The sequence below is a fragment of the Mesorhizobium sp. M6A.T.Cr.TU.016.01.1.1 genome (assembly GCF_003952585.1).
GTDB lineage: Bacteria > Pseudomonadota > Alphaproteobacteria > Rhizobiales > Rhizobiaceae > Mesorhizobium > Mesorhizobium mediterraneum.
This window is the reverse complement of sequence record NZ_CP034452.1, coordinates 5,481,326-5,499,111: the sequence shown is the minus strand read 5'-3', so window position 1 is coordinate 5,499,111 and position 17,786 is coordinate 5,481,326. Positions and strand designations below refer to the sequence as shown.

The following is a 17,786-nucleotide window of genomic DNA, read 5'->3' as shown; positions in this document are numbered from 1 at the left end:
ATGGCGAAGTTTGTGATCAGCCGCAGAAAATTCCTGACCTCGGCCAGCCTCGGCGTCTCCGGTATCATGCTCTCGGGTTGTGACGCCTTCGACAGCCAGCTTCGCGTCGGCGACGGCCTGCGCAGCTTCCTCGAAGGCGCCAACGGCCTGACCTGGCGCGCGCAACGCCTGCTTGCCGGCGATTCGCTGGCGCCGGAATTCACCGAAGCCGACATCCGCCAGCCGCAGCGGCCGAACGGCGTCACCGCGCCGGACGACGATGTCTACAAGGGCCTGCTCGCCAACAATTTCGCCGACTGGCGGCTCGAGGTTTCCGGCCTCGTCGAAAAGCCGCTGTCGCTGACCCGCGAGCAGCTAATGAACATGCCGAGCCGCACCCAGATCACCCGCCACGACTGCGTCGAAGGCTGGAGTTGCATCGCCAAATGGACCGGCACGCCGCTGTCGCTGGTGCTTGATCAGGCGGTGGTCAAGCCGCAGGCGCGCTACGTCATGTTCCATTGCCTCGACACGATCGACCGCAGCCTGTCCGGCGACATCAAATATTACGGCTCGATCGACCTGGTCGATGCCCGTCACCCGCAGACGATCCTAGCCTATGGCTTGAACGGCAAGCCGCTGCCGGTCGAGAACGGCGCGCCGTTGCGTGTCCGCGTCGAGCGCCAGATCGGCTACAAGATGCCGAAATATCTCACCAAGATCGAACTGGTCGACGGTTTCGCCACTATCGGCGGCGGCAAGGGCGGTTATTGGGAGGACAATGGCTACGACTGGTACGGCGGCATTTGACCGCAGAGCATGATCCCGAACCGAAGGTCAGCGCAGCAAAAAGTGAGAACCGGTTTTTGGAAAAAGATCATGTTCAAAGGAAAGTAGGCGCGATGCTCAGTAACTGTCATCGCTGTCATCGCCATCGCTGCGCAGGGCCGGATTCAAGTCCGGATAGTCATCGGGGGTGACAAGCTTGCCCAGTCCGTGCGGGCCCTGATAGTTGCCGTGCGTGTCGAAATTCGGATTGCCCTGATTGTCGAATTGCGGCGTCGGATCGATCCATTGGTCGTCACGGCGATGGCGCGGCTTCGGGTAATAACTGTCGGAATGGTGGCGATGGGAGTTGTTATTGTCTAGAATGGCGCCAACCACGCCGCCGACGATTATAGCCGCGGCCAGGTCGCCGGCAGAAGGGTTGCGGCCGGAGCCGGCGACCAGGAATTCCGCCGAGCAGCCATCATCGACCCAAATGCCGCCGCGGTCATAATCCCAGCTTCTGCCTTGGACGCAGCGCGACTTCGAAAGCTGAGAGGCCAATTGCACGCCGCGCCGCGTGTCGACACCGCAGTAGGAATAGCGGTGGTTCACACTGGAGCAGACCACGCGTCTGGCGCCTGCCGCCTGCGCGGTGTCGGGCAGCAGCGAGAGCTTCGCCGGATTGCCCAGGGTGCAGGCCAGGAACACCATCGAGCCGCTCATCGCCATCCGTGCCGACATTGCAATTCTCCAACCCGATCCGCTATCGACAGAATGGCATCCTCGTGTAAATCTGACAACCAGGCGGTTGCAGCGGGATTCATCATGCACTCAAAAATGATCGCCACGATTGCACTTGCGCTTTCCGCCTGGCTGGCGTTGGCGGCGCCATCCGCCTGGGCGGACGACAGTCTCAAGCACATCATCGACCAGAAGACGCTGACGGTCGGTGTGGCGCTCAATCCACCATGGATCCTCAAGAAAGCCGACGGCAAATTCGCAGGCTACGATGTCGACCTGACCAGCGCGCTTGCGTCCGACCTTGGCGTCGACCTGAAGCTGGTCGAAGTGCCTTGGAACGATCTCAAGGCACGGCTGCTCAAGGGCGATTTCGACATGATTGCGGCGGGCTACGCCAGCACTCCGGAACGTGCGCGCGAAGTGGTATTCTCCGACCAGACAGGCGCTGCCGATATTCGCATGGTGGCGACGATCGCCAGCCTCGGCAAAAAGCCGGGAAAGGCGGTGGCCGCGCCGGGATACAAGATCGCCGTGCTTTCCAATTCCACGGATGAAGCCGCCGCGAAGGAAGCATTCCCCAAGGCGACCATCCTCTCCTTCGACAATACATCAGATGTTTTCGCCGCGGTCATCGGCGGCGAGGCACAGGCGATGGTCGCCACATCGCCAACGCCGCAGATGGCCGCCAGGCTCTATGATGCGAAGTTGACAATGGTGGGTGGCCCGCTGTTGCGGACGCCGGAGGCGTTTGCGATGCGGCCGGACGATATCCGCCTGATCCAATACGTCAACAACTGGATTGACGCGCGTACCGCAGATGGCACCATCACCGGCGTGCGCCGCTACTGGTTCGGCAGTTTCAAATGGATGTCGCGGTTCGACACCAGCGCCAAGCCGGAGCCTGCCAAGCAATAGTTTTGCGACAGTTCGAGGGTCCTGGCCGGGGTGCAGCCGTCTAGGCGACCTTGTCGCCCAGCGCCCCGAGCGCCGGATGGATTTCCGGCGTGGTTGTTAGCGAAGACTTGTCGGTAAGGTGTCGCTGGCAGGTGACAAGGTGTCGTCCACAGGCTATGGATGACGAGTCGAGGGCTCAAATTGAGTCCTACCTGTTTGCGGGAGAGAGCAGCGAGAGCTGCCGCCGAAGGGGAAATCGCCCGAAATCTCTCAGGCAAAAGAACCGTAGACGGGAAAGACACTCTGGAAAGTCGGGGCTTGCCCCCGCGCCGAAGGTGTAAGCGCTGCCGACAGAGTTACGGGGCGCGAGTCTCTCAGGCTTCAGACAGAGGGGCACGGACTGGCCGCCATTCGCGGCCGATTGCGTGCGACTCTGGAGACGACATGACGGGCGACATCAAACACCTTCCCCTCGAAGACCTTCACGTGGCCGCCGGTGCGCGCTTTGGCGCGTTCGCCGGCTGGTCGATGCCGCTGACCTATCCGGCCGGCGTGATGAAGGAGCACCTTCAGACCCGCGAGCATGCCGGCCTGTTCGACATCTCGCACATGAAGCTGTTCGAGATCAGTGGGCCGGGCGCTGAGGCACTGCTCAATCGTGCCTGCCCGTTCGACGCCGGCGCGCTTGAGATTTCCCAGTCCAAATACACGTTCTTTCTCAACGAAGCGGCCGGCATCATCGACGATCTGATCGTCACCAGGCTCGGCCAGCAACGCTTCATGGTTGTCGCCAATGCCGGCAATGCCGAAGCCGACGACAAGCACCTGCGCGCACTTGCCCTGGATTCTGAAACAAAGGGGGTTTTTGATGCCAAGGTGGACGCACTCGACCGCGTCTTCCTGGCGATCCAGGGGCCCGAAGCCTGGGCCGCCCTGTCCCGCGCCGGCATCGAGACCGGATCGCTGCTGTTCATGCATGGCTTTGAGCCCCGCGAAAACTGGTTCATGAGCCGGTCGGGCTACACCGGCGAAGACGGTTTCGAGATCGGCCTGCCGGAAGCCGACGCGCGAGATCTCGTCGCCAGGCTGCTCGAGGACGAGCGCGTGATGTGGGTTGGGTTGGCCGCCCGTGACAGCCTGCGGCTCGAAGCAGGCCTGTGCCTGCACGGGCTGGACATCACACCGGAGATCGACCCGGCCAGCGCCGGGCTGATGTGGGCGATTCCGAAGGAGGTTCGCGCCTCTGGCACTTTCATCGGTGCCGACGCATTGCGTGCGATCCTGGAGCGCGGCCCGGCGCAAAAACGCGTCGGCCTGAAACCGCAAGGTCGACAGCCTGTGCGGGCTGGAGCGTCGCTTTTCAATGCGGTTGGGAAACCGGTCGGACATGTCACCTCCGGCGGCTTTGGCCCTTCGGCAGGTTTTCCCGTCGCCATGGGTTACGTCGAAACGCCGTTGGCTTCATCGACAAGCCCACTCTTCGCCGACGTTCGCGGGACGAAAATCCCGATCGATATCAATCCCCTGCCCTTCACGCCGCATCGCTATCGCAAAGGATGAATCTTCTCATGGCAAAAACCTATTTCACCGAAGATCACGAATGGCTCCGCGTCGAAGGCGGTGTCGCCACCGTTGGCATCACCGACTACGCACAGGAGCAACTCGGCGATCTCGTCTTCGTCGAATTGCCGGAGCTTGGGAAAAAGCTGGCCAAGGGCGATACCGCCGTCGTGGTCGAATCCGTCAAGGCGGCATCGGACGTCTATGCACCGGTCGACGGCGAGATCACCGAGGCAAACACCTCGCTCTCGTCTGATCCGTCCCTGGTAAATTCCGCGGCGACCAGCGACGGCTGGCTGTGGAAGATGAAGCTGGCCGATGAAAGCCAGCTCGAAGGCCTCCTGGATGAGGCCGCCTACAAAGCCCATATTGGTTGATAGCAGGATCAAGAAGATGACTGCAGCATCTTACCCCTTCTCGGCCCGCCATATCGGCCCCGGCCTCAATGATGTCAGAGCCATGCTGGCGACGATCGGCGTTCCCTCAGTCGAGACCCTGATTAGCCAGGCTGTGCCGAAATCGATCCGGCTCGACCAGCCGCTGGCCTTGCCCGCACCGGCGAGCGAAGCGGAGGCGCTGGCCGAGCTTTCAGCGACAATGGCAAAAAACACGGTGCTGAAGAGCTTCATCGGCGCCGGCTACCACGGCGTGCACGTGCCGCCGGTCATCCAGCGCAATCTGTTCGAGAACCCGGCCTGGTATACGGCCTACACGCCCTACCAAGCCGAGATCAGCCAGGGCCGGCTCGAAATGCTGTTCAATTTCCAGACGCTGGTCACTGAGCTGACCGGCCTGCCGGTAGCGTCGGCCTCGCTGCTCGACGAAGCGACGGCGGTGGCCGAGGCGGTCGGCATTGCGTTGCGCCATCACCGCGACAAGCGGACCAAGGTGGCGCTTGCCGGCACGCCGCATCCACAGACGCTAGACGTCGTGCGCACCCGTGCCGAGCCGCTCGGCATCGAGGTCGACGGCGACACGATCGACGACAACACCGCCGCTCTGCTGGTCTCCTGGCCTGATACGTTTGGCGTCTATGGCGACCATAAGGCAGCAATCGAGAAGGCCCGCGCCACCGGCGCGCTGGTCGTCTTCATTGCCGATCCGCTCGGGCTGACGCTGACCGACGCGCCGGCTAGGCTTGGCGCCGACATCGCTGTCGGCCCAATGCAGCGCTTCGGCGTGCCGATGGGCTTTGGTGGGCCGCACGCCGCTTATTGCGCCGTCTCCGACAGGCTGACGCGGCTGATGCCCGGCCGCCTCGTCGGCCAGTCGACCGACAGCAAAGGCCGCGCCGGCTATCGTCTCGCCTTGCAGACGCGCGAACAGCATATCCGTCGCGACAAGGCGACCTCCAACATCTGCACGGCGCAGGCGCTGCTCGCCAACATGGCGACGGCCTATGCGATCTGGCATGGCCCTGCCGGCCTGCAGGCGATTGCCGGCCGAATCCATGCATTGGCCAACCGCTTGGCAGCCGGCCTTAGGGCATCAGGCGTTTCTGTCGTTGGCGCAAGCCGCTTCGACACGGTGACGGTGGAAGAGAAAGGCAGAGCCGGCGCGATCGCCGCCGCTGCTGAAAAGACCGGCCGGCTGCTGCGTGTCATCGACGCCGACCACATCGGCATCAGCTTCGATGAGACCTCGACCGACGCCGATCTGGACGCGATCGCGGCGCTGTTTGGCGCCAAGGCGGGCGCCGCTGCCGGCAGCACCATGCCCGGACAGCCGCGCGGCAAGGAGTTTCTCACGCAGCCGGTGTTCCACGACAACCGTTCGGAAACCGAGATGATGCGCTTCCTGCGCCGGCTGGCCGACAAGGACTTGGCGCTCGACCGCGCCATGATCCCACTCGGCTCCTGCACGATGAAGCTCAACGCCGCCGCCGAGATGATGCCGGTGAGCTGGCCAAGCGTCGCCAATCTGCATCCGTTCGCGCCGGCCAGCCATTCGGCAGGCTACCGCGCTATGGTCGGCGAACTGGAAGGCTGGCTGTCGGAGATCACCGGCTTCGATGCGGTCAGCCTGCAGCCCAATGCCGGCAGCCAGGGAGAGTATGCCGGATTGCTCGCCATTCGCGCCTATCACCGCTCGCGCGGCGAAGGCCATCGCACCGTCTGCCTGATCCCGTCCTCCGCGCATGGCACCAATCCGGCGAGTGCGGCGATGGCCGGCATGAGCGTTGTCGTCGTGCGCTGCACCGAGGACGGTAATATCGACATGGACGATATGAGTGCCAAGGCCAATGAGCATTCCAAGAATCTCGCGGCGCTGATGTTCACCTATCCCTCGACGCATGGGGTATACGAGGAAGGCGCGCGCCATCTCTGCGCCCTCATCCATGAGCATGGCGCACAGGTCTATTTCGACGGCGCCAACCTCAACGCCTTGGTCGGCCTCGCTCGCCCCGGCGACATCGGCGCCGATGTCTGTCACATGAACCTGCACAAGACCTTCTGCATCCCGCATGGCGGCGGTGGCCCAGGCGTCGGCCCGATCGGCGTAAGGGCGCACCTCAAGCCCTATCTGCCGGGCCATGTCACCGAAGGCTCGGCGCATGCCGTGTCGGCCGCACCGTTCGGCAGTGCTTCCATCCTGCCGATCACCTGGATGTATATCCGCATGATGGGCGCCTCCGGCCTGAAGCAGGCGACCGAGACGGCGATCGTTTCCGCCAACTACGTCGCGACGCGGCTCGCCCCGCACTTCCCGCTCCTCTACAAGGGCCGGCACGATCGCATCGCCCATGAGTGCATCCTCGACACCCGCGTGCTCAAGGAGAGCTCCGGCATCAGCGTTGACGATATCGCCAAGCGGCTGATCGACTATGGCTTCCATGCGCCGACCATGTCGTTTCCGGTGGCCGGCACGCTGATGGTCGAGCCGACCGAGTCCGAGCCCAAGAGCGAACTCGATCGCTTCTGCGATGCGATGATCGCGATCTCGGGCGAGGCGGCCAAGGTGGCGAAAGGCGAATGGCCCTTGACCGACAATCCGCTGGTCAATGCGCCGCATACCGCCGCCGAGGCGCTGGCTGGCCAGTGGACCCATCCCTATTCGCGCCTGGAGGCGGCCTATCCGGCCGGCGATGCCGACACATCAGCCAAATACTGGCCGCCGGTGTCGCGCATCGACAATGTCGCCGGCGACCGCAACCTCGTCTGCTCCTGCCCGCCGCTGTCGGAATATCTGGGCGCGGCGGAGTAGACCATGATCCCAAACCGAAGGTCAGCGCAGCAAAAAGTGGAATCCGGTCTTCGGACAAGATCATGGTCTAACAAGAAGATAGAAGCCTCAATCAGGCAGAACGCAAGGCCGGCGCATCGGCCTTGCTCGCCTTGTTGTGGGAGACGACGCGATTTCGCCCGGCGCGCTTTGCCGCATAGAGTGCGGCGTCGGCTTCCGCCAACACATCGTCGAGACTGGTGCCGCCGGTCCCGCCGAAGCCGATGCCGCCGCTGACCGTGCTGCGCAACGGACCAAGCTGGGTGGCCACGACTTCCGCGCCGAAGGCGACGCTGATCTTGCTCGCAATGTCGTAAGCCTTCTCTTCCGTCATCCGCGACATGACCAGCACGAATTCCTCGCCGCCCAGCCGGAAGGCGTCGACGCCGGTCCTGGCGTATTTCCTGATGACAGCGGCGAAGCGGCGCAGAACCTGATCGCCGACCGGATGACCGAATACATCGTTGGTTCTCTTGAAGTGGTCGAGGTCGAACATGGCCACGGACATGAACGGACCGAAGACCCGCTCGCCGTAGAATGCCGTCAACGCCCGCCGGTTCATCAGCCCGGTCAATGGGTCGGTCATGGTCTCGGCCTTCAATTCGATCTGCGCCTGTAAATGGTGCAGGGAGAGCGTCAGTGCCCCGAGCCCGGTCATGCAGGCGACCGCCACGACGGAGTTCAACCGTTCGGCCCAATTGTCGGGCGCAACGCCGAGCATCCATTGGCCCTTGACCAGCAGGACCGCGCCGCAAAGTACGAAGGATAGCGCACAGATGCCGCTCAGGAACGAAACGACCAGCAGAATCCGGCGATCGTGACCACCGCCCTTGATCCAGAACATCACCCCGATAAGCGAGAGCAGCGCCGTTACCGTCGCGTAGGTGACGATGAAACCGACACCGTCGAGGCCGAAATACGTCGCGCCTGCGCAAACAGCCATCGCAGCCAAGGTCGGCAGGATGGCGCGCCTGTAGTCGCGCACGCCGAGATACTGCATGGCCGACAGGCAGATGATCAGAAAGCCCAGGCTGAGAAGCGCAAGCACAATCTGGCAAAGCCAGGGGCTGGGATGCCTGGCATAATGCCAGAACAAGACCACATGCGCGACGAGCACGAGAATGCCGCAAGCCACCGTCAGGACGAAGCGGGCCTGCGGCGCGGCGAACCATATCGCAAACATGGTGATGCTGAGGCACATGCCCGACAGCGCCGCCGCGAGCAGGAGCGAACTGTAATCCAACATGCGTAAGCGACAGCCTCTTGAGAGTTCCGCTGCATTCTAGGGAGGCGGCAGTCCGCGGATACCGTTTTCAGCCAACCTTCCGATGCAACCTTCGGAAAAGGTTTACAAAGCGTCGATGCGCTCGACGCATTTCCGCCGCTTGGTTGTCGAATGGTTTTGCGGTAAGAGGCTCAATCCTCGAACGTAACAGGAACCTCCGTCGCCTGCCCGCAAAAAGCGTGGCAGTATCGGGTGGTGATTCGCAGCATCGGAATCCAGGACCAGCATGGACGACAATAACGATCTTTTCGGCACTATGGACAAGCAGCCGCAACCGGTTCGCGCCACCGCGCGCCCGGCCGACCCGCTGGTGCAGGCGGCGAAGCGCCCGGCATCCCGCGACGGCAGCGAGAGCTACAGTGCCGCCGACATCGAGGTTCTCGAAGGGCTGGAGCCGGTGCGGCGGCGGCCCGGCATGTATATCGGCGGCACCGACGACAAGGCGATGCACCATCTGTTCGCCGAGGTCATCGACAATTCGATGGACGAGGCGGTAGCCGGCCACGCGACTTTCATCGATGTCGAGCTTTCAGCCGACGGATATCTGGCCGTGACCGACAATGGCCGCGGCATTCCGGTCGATCCGCATCCGAAATTCAAGAAGCCGGCGCTCGAAGTCATCATGACGACGCTGCATTCGGGCGGCAAGTTCGACTCGAAGGTCTACGAGACCTCAGGCGGCCTGCACGGCGTCGGCGTCTCCGTCGTCAACGCGCTGTCGGACCATCTCGAGGTCGAGGTCGCACGCGGCCGCCAGCTCTATCGCCAGCGTTTTTCACGCGGCGTTCCGGTGACCGGTCTCGAGCAGCTCGGAGAGGTGCATAACCGCCGCGGCACCAAGATCCGCTTCCATCCCGACGAGCAGATCTTCGGCAAGGGTGCTGCTTTCGAGCCGGCGCGGCTCTACCGCATGACGCGCTCGAAGGCCTATCTGTTCGGCGGCGTCGAGATCCGCTGGACCTGCGACCCCTCGCTGATCAAGGAGAAGGACACGACGCCGGCCAAGGCCGAGTTCCATTTTCCCGGTGGCCTAAAGGACTATCTAAAAGCGTCGCTCGGCGACGAATTCCAGGTCACCCGCGAAATCTTCGCCGGCAAGAGCGACAGGCAAGGCGGCCACGGCTCGCTCGAATGGGCGGTGACCTGGTTCGGCGGCGATGGATTCCTCAATTCCTACTGCAACACCATTCCGACCGGCGAAGGCGGCACGCACGAGGCCGGCTTCCGTAACGTCTTGACGCGAGGCTTGCGCGCCTACGCGGATCTGGTCGGCAACAAGCGCGCTTCGATCGTCACCTCGGAAGACGTCATGATCTCGGCGGCGGGCATGCTGTCGGTGTTCATCCGCGAGCCGGAATTCGTCGGCCAGACCAAGGACAGGCTGGCGACGATCGAGGCGATCAGGATCGTCGAGACCGCTATCCGAGACCCCTTCGATCACTGGCTAGCCGACAACCCGCAGGAAGCCTCAAAACTGCTCGAATGGGTGATCGCGCGTGCCGACGAACGGGTGCGCCGCCGGCAGGAAAAGGAAGTCTCGCGCAAGAGCGCGGTGCGCAAGCTGCGCCTGCCCGGCAAGCTCGCCGACTGCACGCAGAATGCCGCTGCCGGCGCCGAACTCTTCATCGTCGAGGGCGATTCGGCCGGCGGCTCGGCAAAACAGGCGCGCGACCGCGCCAGCCAGGCGGTGCTGCCGCTGCGTGGAAAGATCCTCAACGTCGCCAGCGCCGGCAACGACAAGCTGGCCGGCAACCAGCAGATTTCGGACCTGATCCAGGCGCTTGGCTGCGGCACGCGCTCGAAGTACCGCGACGCGGATCTGCGCTACGACCGGGTCATCATCATGACCGACGCCGACGTCGACGGCGCCCACATCGCTTCGCTGCTGATCACCTTCTTCTATCAGGAGATGCCGAGCTTGGTCCACGGCGGCCATCTCTATCTGGCGGTGCCGCCGCTCTACTCGATCCGGCAAGGCGGCAAGGTCGCCTATGCCCGCGACGATGCGCACAAGGACGAACTTCTGCGCACCGAATTCACCGGGCGCGGCAAGGTCGAGATCGGCCGCTTCAAGGGGCTGGGCGAAATGATGGCCGCCCAGCTCAAGGAAACCACCATGGACCCGAGGAAGCGCACGCTGCTCAGGGTCGATGTGATCGACGCCGAGGCCGCAACCAAGGATGCGGTCGACGCATTGATGGGCACCAAGCCGGAAGCCCGCTTCCGCTTCATCCAGGAACGCGCGGAGTTCGCCGAGACGGAAGTGCTGGATATCTGAGCTAACTCGCTCGCGTCGAATGCGGAGATGAGCGTGTGACCTGGGACCGGCTGCGCAGCGATCTTGCCGCGAGGTTCGCCGGCGTCACGCGACCGACGCACTCGGATTGGATTTTCGCTCTGCGCACGGTTTCGGCCGGGCTGATCGCACTTCTCGCCGCCTACGCGCTCAAGCTCGACCACCCGCAATGGGCGATGATGACGGTGTTCATCGTTGCCCAGCCGGTCGCCGGCATGGTGCTGGCGAAAGGTTTTTACCGGCTGCTCGGCACACTGGCCGGCGCGCTGGCGGCGATCGGCACCACCACGGTCTTTGGCGCCAACCTCTGGCTGCTCGTCACGGTGCTTGCCGTCTGGATCGGCCTTTGTACCCTCGTCTCGTCGCTGCTGCGCAACCCGGAAGCCTATGGCGCTGCGCTTGCCGGCTACACGGCGATGATCATCGGCCTGCCGGCTTTCGGCCAGCCACATCTCGTCGTCGATCTCGCCGTGGCGCGCTGTGGGGAGATCGTGCTTGGCATCGTCTGCGCCGCACTGACCAGCCGGCTGATCCTGCCGAAACTGGCGGCTGACGCCATCATCGGCAGGCTGAAGCGCTGCATCCTCGACCTTGCCGTCTATGCTGGCGGCGCGTTCTCCGACAGCGATGCGGCAACCCTTGCCAACCTGCACCGAAAGCTGGTCGCAGACGCCCAGACGCTGGGTGAAATGCGCGCCTATGCGAGGCTGGAAGCGCCGAGCTTCGCGACGCGCGCCTATCCGGTCCGCCGCACTATCGGCCAGCTTTTGTCGGCGCTGTCGGCGGCGCGCGCTCTGTATGCCCATGCCGCACCGAAAAACGCAGTCCTCATACCCGTGCGCACCGAGCTGAAGGTTTTCGTCGGCGAATTGGCAGAAAAACCGGGTGCGCTGGACGACACAGCACCCTGGATAGCGCGGCTCGACGCGATCGTTGCCGAAGCACGGCGGATGCCCGACATGCCCGCCGCAAAAGGCGATGACAGGGCAGGCGCAGTCACCCGCCTCACCATCGCCGCCGATTTCGCGGAGGCCCTGAAGCAAGTGCTGCGCGGCCTGGACGCCTTACGAGCGCCGGCCCCGCGCCTTACGCGTGAACGCAGGCAGCCGGCGCTGGTCGTGCACCGCGACTACCATGCGGCGTGGCGAAACGCCGTGCGCGCGGCACTTGCGACACTGCTGGTCGCCGCTTTCTGGCTGACGACAAAATGGTCCGAAGCGGCGGGCACGGTCATCCTTGTCGCCGTCGTCTCCAGCCTGTTTGCCGCGCGCCCCGATCCCGTGCAATCGGCCTGGGGCTTCTTCAAGGGGACGTTGCTGGCCCTGCCCTTCGCATTTCTCGTCGGTCAGGTCGCGCTCCCCGCTCTGCCCGGCTTCGGCTGGTTCACGCTCTTCGTCGTGCCGATCCTGGTTCCCGCGGCGCTGGCGATGGCCAATCCGCGCTATGTCGGCGTGGCAACCGCCTTCGCCATCAATTTCCTTGCCTTCCTCAGCCCACATCAGGCCATGACCTACGACCCCGGACCGTTTTTCGCCGGTTCGGCATCGATCTTGGTCGGCATTCTTCTGGCGATCGGCGTCTTCCTCACGGTACTGCCCGCCGATCCGTGGGTCACCGTCGGCCGTATCGTGCGAGCCATGCGGGAAGATCTGGCGCGCCTCTGCCTGCATGAGCGCGTGCCGAGACGCGAGGCCTTCGAAAGCCTCGCCTACGACCGGGTCAACCAGTTGATGCCGCTCATGCAGCGCACCGGCAGCAAAGGCGACGCCGTTCTCGGCGGCAGCATAGCCGCAGTCACGGTTGGCATCGAGATCCTGCGGCTGCGCAATGCGCAGCAAAGTTCAGCGATTCCCGCCGAACCCGCGCTTTCGATCACTAGTTTCCTGCGAGGACTGGCGCGCGAACTGCTTTTCCGGCGAGCCGGCGAGCCGCAAACGGCGACCATCACTGTCGCGCGGCAATATGCGGCTGGCATCGCCGAGCGAAGCGAGGCGGCCGACATGCTGCAGATAGCGGCCTCATTGCGCATCATCGCCGCGGCGATCGAGGATTTTCCGGATTTCTTCGCGAAGGATAGGGTCTAAGCCGCCGCTATCGCCAGCGCATGGCCGCGCGCATTTTCGCGCAGCGCATCGAGATGGATCGATTTGACCAGTCCGGCGAGATCGCCTTCGGCGGACTGCCCGCCGAGTTCCTTCAGCATCAGCCAACTGACTTCCTGGACGCCGGCCAGGCGCTTGCCATTGGCAACCTCGCGCCAGATCTTCAGCGCACGCAGAATGATCGCGTGCGTGATCGCGGCAAGGCCGGCACTGCGGAACAGCGCCTGCAGCGCCACGTCGTGCCCGCCGGCCAGAAGCGCCCTCACCCGTTGTTCGGATTGCTGGCTGAGCGCGACCAGCGCCGAACCGAAGAAATCGACCTTGCCATGCGCGATGGTGCGAATGATGAAGCTTGCGGTCAGGTCGCCGCGCAGGCGCAGATGCTCGATGAGCGCCGCATGTTCTTCGTGGCGGGTGCCTTCGATCAGCGTCACGGAAGCCTTGACGCAGGCATCGCGCATGACGCGCTCGGCTCTGGCTGCGCCCATAAGAGCCACGACAAGCGGAGATCCTTTTAGGGTTTCTCCCAGCTTAACCAGAAGCATATGCCGGCAATCAGCGGGCAGCCGCGCATCCGATATCAGCGCCTCGCGCACCAAAGGCAGATGGCCATGGCGTTCCGCGATACGGCGGAAGCTGAGTGAAGCGATGTCGGCGCCGCTGTTGGCGAGAAGCGTGGCGCAGGCTTCCGGCTCGCCGATTTCGGCAATCGCCGCGGCGACCGCCATGGAGACGCGCGGACGATCCGCGATCAATTTCTGCGTCGCGTTCTGGCCTCCGGCGATGCGGTCGATCAGGTCGGCGTCGGTAAGAAGCGGCGAACGCGCCAGCACCAGGCTCGCGACCTCCGGCTGATCGGACGCCAGCGCGCTGATGATCTGCAGCGGCGCGTGATGGCTCATCGACAGCGCTTCCGCAATCGCCAGCCGCACTTTGGACGAGGCATCGTCGAGCAGCAGGGTCAGCGCGGCCTCCGCCGCGCAGCGGTCCTCGAAAGGCAGATCGGCATTGATGTAGGCGCGGGCCAGAGCACTTGCTGCCGCAGCGCGCTCCGAGACCCTTGCCGTGTAGATCCATTTCAGGAAATGCGAAACAACCATGCCGTCCGCTACGCCCCTGGCCCGAGTCCGTTCCCGCCCCAGGGAAGACCGTAGGCAGAAATGGTTTACGAACGGTTCACCATGTTTGTTAACTGGCTTGCGAGCGCGGTATGCAGCGCCTATCAACCCTTGAAGAACGAAGGAGATCGACCATGGCCGGGCTTTATCTGGAAGAGTTCGTCGTCGGCCATGTCTTCCGGCACACGCTGCGTAAAACCGTTACCGAAAGCGACAATATGCTGTTTTCGGTAATGACGCTGAATCCGCAGCCGCTGCACATCGATTTCGACTTCGCTGCTAAGAGCGAATGGGGCAAGCCGCTGGTCAATTCGCTGTTCACGCTCGGCCTGATGATCGGGATTTCGGTGAACGACATCACCGTCGGCACCACCATCGCCAATCTCGGTATGAAGGAGACGGTGTTTCCGCATCCGGTGTTCCACGGCGACACCATCCGCGTCGAGACCACGGTGGTGTCGGTGCGCGACTCCAAGTCGAAGCAGGACCGTGGCATCGTCGAGTTCGAGCACCGCGCCTACAACCAGAACGATGTGCTCGTCGCCAAATGCACAAGGCAGGCGATGATGATGAAAAAAGCGGCCTGACCGATGCGTTCGTTGCTCTTCGTTCCCGGCGATTCCGAAAAGAAGCTGGAAAAGGCGTTTGGCGCCGGCGCCGACGTGGTCATCGTCGATCTCGAGGATTCGGTCGCGTCACAAAACAAGGCTTTGGCACGCGACATCGCCGCACGCTTCATCACCGAACAACGGCATCAAACCAAGTCCGCGGTCTATATACGCATCAACGATCTCTCGACCGGCTTGCCGGACGACGATCTGGCGGCACTAGTTCCGGCAAAGCCCGACGGCATCATGCTGCCGAAGTCGAACAGCGGACAGGATGTCCAGCATCTCTCGGCAAAACTCAGGGTGCACGAGGCCGAAGGCGGGCTGCCCGATGGTGCAATAAAAATCCTGCCAATCATCACCGAAACAGCCGCTGGCGTGCTGGCGGCTGCGACCTACGCCAACGCAAGTGCGCGGCTCGTCGGCGTCACTTGGGGCGCGGAAGATCTATCGGCCGCGATCGGTGCGCGCACGGCGCGCGACGAGAACGGCCGCTACACCGATGTGTTCCGTTTCGCCCGCACCATGACCATCCTCGCCGCAAGTGCTGCGGAAGTCGCGGCGATCGACACGATTTTTCCCAGTTTTCGCGACATGGCGGCCTTCGAGGCGGAATGCGCCAAGGCAGAGCGCGACGGCTTTACCGGCAAGATGGCGATCCATCCGACACAGGTGCCGGTCATCAACGCCGCCTTCACGCCGTCGACCGAGGCGGTGAAACACTCCATGGCGATCATTGCCGCATTCGAAGCGGCTGGAAATCCCGGCGTGGTCGGCATCGACGGCAAGATGTACGACCGGCCGCATCTCAAGCTGGCCGAGCGGCTTCTGGCGCGAGCCAGAGCGGCAGGAATCTCTGTTTAGTCTTTTCCCCAGCCCTAATCTTTTCCCCAACGAGGCCGGCGCATCGAGAATATCTCGCTGACGCTGGCATAGTCCATATAGCCGAGACGGCCGACATTGCCCGCCCTGACGATATCGAACATGCCGTCGTTCAGGAATGCGTCGTCGATATGCACGCCGACAACTTCGCCGGCAACGACGACGGCGCTCGTCGTCCCGTCCAGCGCCTTTGGCCGCAAGATCTCCGTCACCCGGCATTCAAGCGCCGCCGGCGCTGCCGCCACGCGGGGCGGCGCAACAAGACGCGACGGCGCCATGGCGAGATCGGCATAGTCGAATTCGCTGACGCCGCGCGGCGCATCGACCGCCGTGCGGACCATTTTTTCCGCGAGATCGCGGCTGACGAGATTGGCGACGAACTCGCCTGTCTCTTCGGCGAAGGTGGCGCTGTCCTTCTCGCCTTCGGACGAAAACCAGACGATGAAGGGTCGCGTCGAAAAAGCATTGAAGAAGGAATAAGGAGCGAGGTTGAGCTTGCCGGCCTTGTTCACCGTCGAGATCCAGCCGATCGGCCGTGGCGCCACGATCGCCTTGGACGGGTCATGCGGCAGCCCGTGACCTTTTGACGGCTCGTAAAACATTCAGCCGACCCAAGGCCCGGCATAATCGGCATAGAGTTTTGCCGGATCAGGCCGCGGCCGCTCCGGCGCCGGCCCTTGATAGGAGCCGACATGGACGAAGCCGACGACGCGCTCGTGCGGCGCCAGCCCTAGGATCGCCCTGCCCTCCGGCACATCGGAATACCAATTGCTGATCATGTTGGTGCCATAGCCCAGCGCATTGGCTGATATCATGAGGTTCATCGCCGCCATGCCGCCGGACAGGAACATTTCCCATTGCGGGATTTTTGGGTTGTCCTTCGGGCTCGACACCACGCCGATCACCAGCGGCGCGCGTGAAAAACGCGCCAGTTCCTGGCTGCGGCGGCCTTCCGGCAGCGGCCCTTCGCGCTGTTCGGCAAGTGCTGCCAGCTTCTTGCCGATCTCGACGCGTGCCTCGCCCCGGTAGAGGATGAAGCGCCAAGGCTCGAGGCGGCCGTGGTCCGGCACCCGCGAGGCAGCGGCAATCATCGTCGAGATGTCAGCGTCGCTGGGCGCCGGTTCCTTCAATTCCGGGATCGGTGCGGAATTTCGGGTCAGCAGAAAGTCGATGATCGGCGACGCCATGGGCGCTAGTCTCCTGGTGGAATTTGAGCTGAAGCGCACCATCGGGACATCGGGCGGCTCGGGCATTGGCGCGGCGCGCCGGACAAAGAGTTCTCTAGCAGAAGCTGATCGGACTCTTAAGCCTTGAAATTGCCACCGCCTTGGGCTTCAACGCAAGGCATGTTTGAGGGGACATTCCGTCTTTTCCTGATCTTGCTCGCTGCCGCACTGTTGATGGTGCCGGTTTCGCTTGCCGTCGCGCAGGATGTGGACGGCCTCGGCGATCTGAAGCTTCCCGGAATTTCGAGCTACGCACCTCCGAAAAGCGAGACATCGCTGGCACTGGGGAGCAGTGGGGCGATCACGCTGTCGGCGCAATTGACCGACAAGGGCGCCGACATCACGCGCGGCATCGTCTGGCGCGTCTTCAAGCCTGAGCCCACTGGCGACGGCAAGCTGCCGATGGTCGCCTCCGCCCATGGCGGCAGCGCGGTGTTTCAGCTCGAGCCCGGCAGCTATCTGGTTCATGCCTCCTATGGCCGGGCCGGCGCCACCAAGCGCATCACCGTCGGCAAGGACGCCAAGCGCGAAAGCCTCGTGCTCGATGCCGGCGGACTCAAGCTCGATGCCGTGCTGTCGGGCGGGGTGCGCATACCGCCGAAGAAACTGCGCTTTTCGATCTATGAGGGCCAGGCCGAAGCCAATCACGATCGCGCCCTGATCATACCCGACGTCGAGCCGAACAGCGTCGTGCGGCTGAACGCGGGCGTCTACCACGTCGTCTCGACCTATGGCTCGGTGAATGCGGTCATCCGCTCTGACATCCGCGTCGAGGCCGGCAAGCTGACCGAAGCGGCCGTCGAGCATCGTGCGGCGGAGATGACCATGAAGCTAGTACGCGAGCCGGGTGGAGAGGCGATTGCCGACACCTCCTGGTCGTTGCTCAACGAATCCGGCGATCCCATCAAGGAAACCGTCGGCGCCTTTGCTTCGATGGTGCTTGCCGAGGGCGACTACACCATCATCGCCAAGAACCGCGACCGCATCTACCAGAAGGATTTTACGGTCGTGGCCGGGCAGAACCAGGAAATCGAGGTTCTCGCCACGGAAGCCTCGGCGATCGATCCCCAAGAAGGCGCAGACTGAACGGCCCGGACACTGCCGT

15 protein-coding genes and 1 riboswitch are annotated in these 17,786 nt (G+C 63.4%); of the genes, 10 read left to right on the top strand and 5 right to left on the bottom strand.

Annotation, left to right across the window (positions count from 1 at the left end; genetic code table 11):
- Window positions 1-789, top strand: a complete 789-nt coding sequence (locus tag EJ075_RS26590) for a molybdopterin-binding protein (protein ID WP_126106375.1) — start codon at window positions 1-3, stop codon at window positions 787-789.
- A 96-nt stretch (window positions 790-885) separates the two neighbouring features.
- On the opposite strand, the gene EJ075_RS33400 is transcribed toward EJ075_RS26590, so the two are convergent.
- Window positions 886-1,488 carry a DUF3011 domain-containing protein gene (locus EJ075_RS33400; RefSeq protein WP_206437514.1) on the bottom strand — a complete coding sequence of 201 codons (603 nt, stop codon included), beginning with the start codon at window positions 1,486-1,488 and terminating at the stop codon, window positions 886-888.
- 84 nt (window positions 1,489-1,572) lie between these two features.
- Here EJ075_RS33400 and EJ075_RS26580 point away from each other — a divergent pair, with 84 nt between their 5' ends.
- The 4 genes from EJ075_RS26580 to gcvP all read left to right on the top strand — a co-directional run bounded on the left by EJ075_RS26580 (window position 1,573) and on the right by gcvP (window position 7,146).
- On the top strand, window positions 1,573-2,403 hold the full coding sequence (locus EJ075_RS26580) for a transporter substrate-binding domain-containing protein (protein ID WP_164547193.1): 831 nt from the start codon (window positions 1,573-1,575) through the stop codon (window positions 2,401-2,403).
- A gap of 188 nt (window positions 2,404-2,591) precedes the next feature.
- A riboswitch (glycine riboswitch) is annotated at window positions 2,592-2,678 on the top strand.
- A gap of 148 nt (window positions 2,679-2,826) precedes the next feature.
- Window positions 2,827-3,942 carry a glycine cleavage system aminomethyltransferase GcvT gene (gcvT, locus tag EJ075_RS26575; RefSeq protein WP_126106373.1) on the top strand — a complete coding sequence of 372 codons (1,116 nt, stop codon included), beginning with the start codon at window positions 2,827-2,829 and terminating at the stop codon, window positions 3,940-3,942.
- 8 nt (window positions 3,943-3,950) lie between these two features.
- Window positions 3,951-4,319, top strand: coding sequence for a glycine cleavage system protein GcvH (gene gcvH, locus EJ075_RS26570; RefSeq protein WP_095485586.1), 369 nt, complete (start codon window positions 3,951-3,953; stop codon window positions 4,317-4,319).
- Between the two features lie 16 nt (window positions 4,320-4,335).
- Window positions 4,336-7,146 carry an aminomethyl-transferring glycine dehydrogenase gene (gene gcvP / locus EJ075_RS26565; RefSeq protein ID WP_126106372.1) on the top strand — a complete coding sequence of 937 codons (2,811 nt, stop codon included), beginning with the start codon at window positions 4,336-4,338 and terminating at the stop codon, window positions 7,144-7,146.
- 91 nt (window positions 7,147-7,237) lie between these two features.
- Here the strand turns inward: gcvP and EJ075_RS26560 are convergent, their stop codons facing one another.
- Entirely contained in the window at window positions 7,238-8,410 is a 1,173-nt protein-coding gene (locus tag EJ075_RS26560) for a GGDEF domain-containing protein (RefSeq protein WP_126106371.1), read from the bottom strand.
- Between the two features lie 265 nt (window positions 8,411-8,675).
- Between EJ075_RS26560 and parE the strand changes: the two genes are divergently transcribed.
- Both parE and EJ075_RS26550 read left to right on the top strand, forming a co-directional pair.
- Window positions 8,676-10,727: a DNA topoisomerase IV subunit B gene (parE, locus tag EJ075_RS26555; protein ID WP_095485393.1), complete on the top strand. Its 2,052-nt coding sequence runs from the start codon at window positions 8,676-8,678 to the stop codon at window positions 10,725-10,727.
- Between the two features lie 35 nt (window positions 10,728-10,762).
- A complete protein-coding gene (locus EJ075_RS26550) occupies window positions 10,763-12,829 on the top strand; it encodes an FUSC family protein (protein WP_126106370.1) in 2,067 nt (688 codons plus the stop codon).
- Here the strand turns inward: EJ075_RS26550 and EJ075_RS26545 are convergent.
- Complete coding sequence (locus tag EJ075_RS26545; protein WP_095485395.1) at window positions 12,826-13,947, bottom strand: DUF2336 domain-containing protein; 1,122 nt, start codon at window positions 13,945-13,947, stop codon at window positions 12,826-12,828. The two genes, EJ075_RS26550 and EJ075_RS26545, sit on opposite strands and share 4 nt — an antisense overlap.
- 152 nt (window positions 13,948-14,099) lie before the next feature.
- Between EJ075_RS26545 and EJ075_RS26540 the strand changes: the two genes are divergently transcribed.
- Entirely contained in the window at window positions 14,100-14,552 is a 453-nt protein-coding gene (locus tag EJ075_RS26540) for a MaoC family dehydratase (protein WP_095485396.1), read from the top strand.
- A gap of 3 nt (window positions 14,553-14,555) precedes the next feature.
- Window positions 14,556-15,437, top strand: coding sequence for a CoA ester lyase (locus EJ075_RS26535; protein ID WP_126106369.1), 882 nt, complete (start codon window positions 14,556-14,558; stop codon window positions 15,435-15,437).
- Window positions 15,438-15,451: 14 nt separating this feature from the next.
- Here EJ075_RS26535 and EJ075_RS26530 read toward each other — a convergent pair whose 3' ends face one another.
- Window positions 15,452-16,057, bottom strand: coding sequence for a flavin reductase family protein (locus EJ075_RS26530; protein WP_126106368.1), 606 nt, complete (start codon window positions 16,055-16,057; stop codon window positions 15,452-15,454).
- Window positions 16,058-16,642 (bottom strand): nitroreductase, encoded by a 585-nt coding sequence (locus tag EJ075_RS26525; protein WP_126106367.1) that lies wholly within the window; start codon window positions 16,640-16,642, stop codon window positions 16,058-16,060.
- A gap of 159 nt (window positions 16,643-16,801) precedes the next feature.
- On the opposite strand from EJ075_RS26525, the gene EJ075_RS26520 reads away from it, so the two are divergent.
- On the top strand, window positions 16,802-17,767 hold the full coding sequence (locus EJ075_RS26520) for a hypothetical protein (RefSeq protein ID WP_126106366.1): 966 nt from the start codon (window positions 16,802-16,804) through the stop codon (window positions 17,765-17,767).
- The last annotated feature ends 19 nt before the right edge of the window (window positions 17,768-17,786 follow it).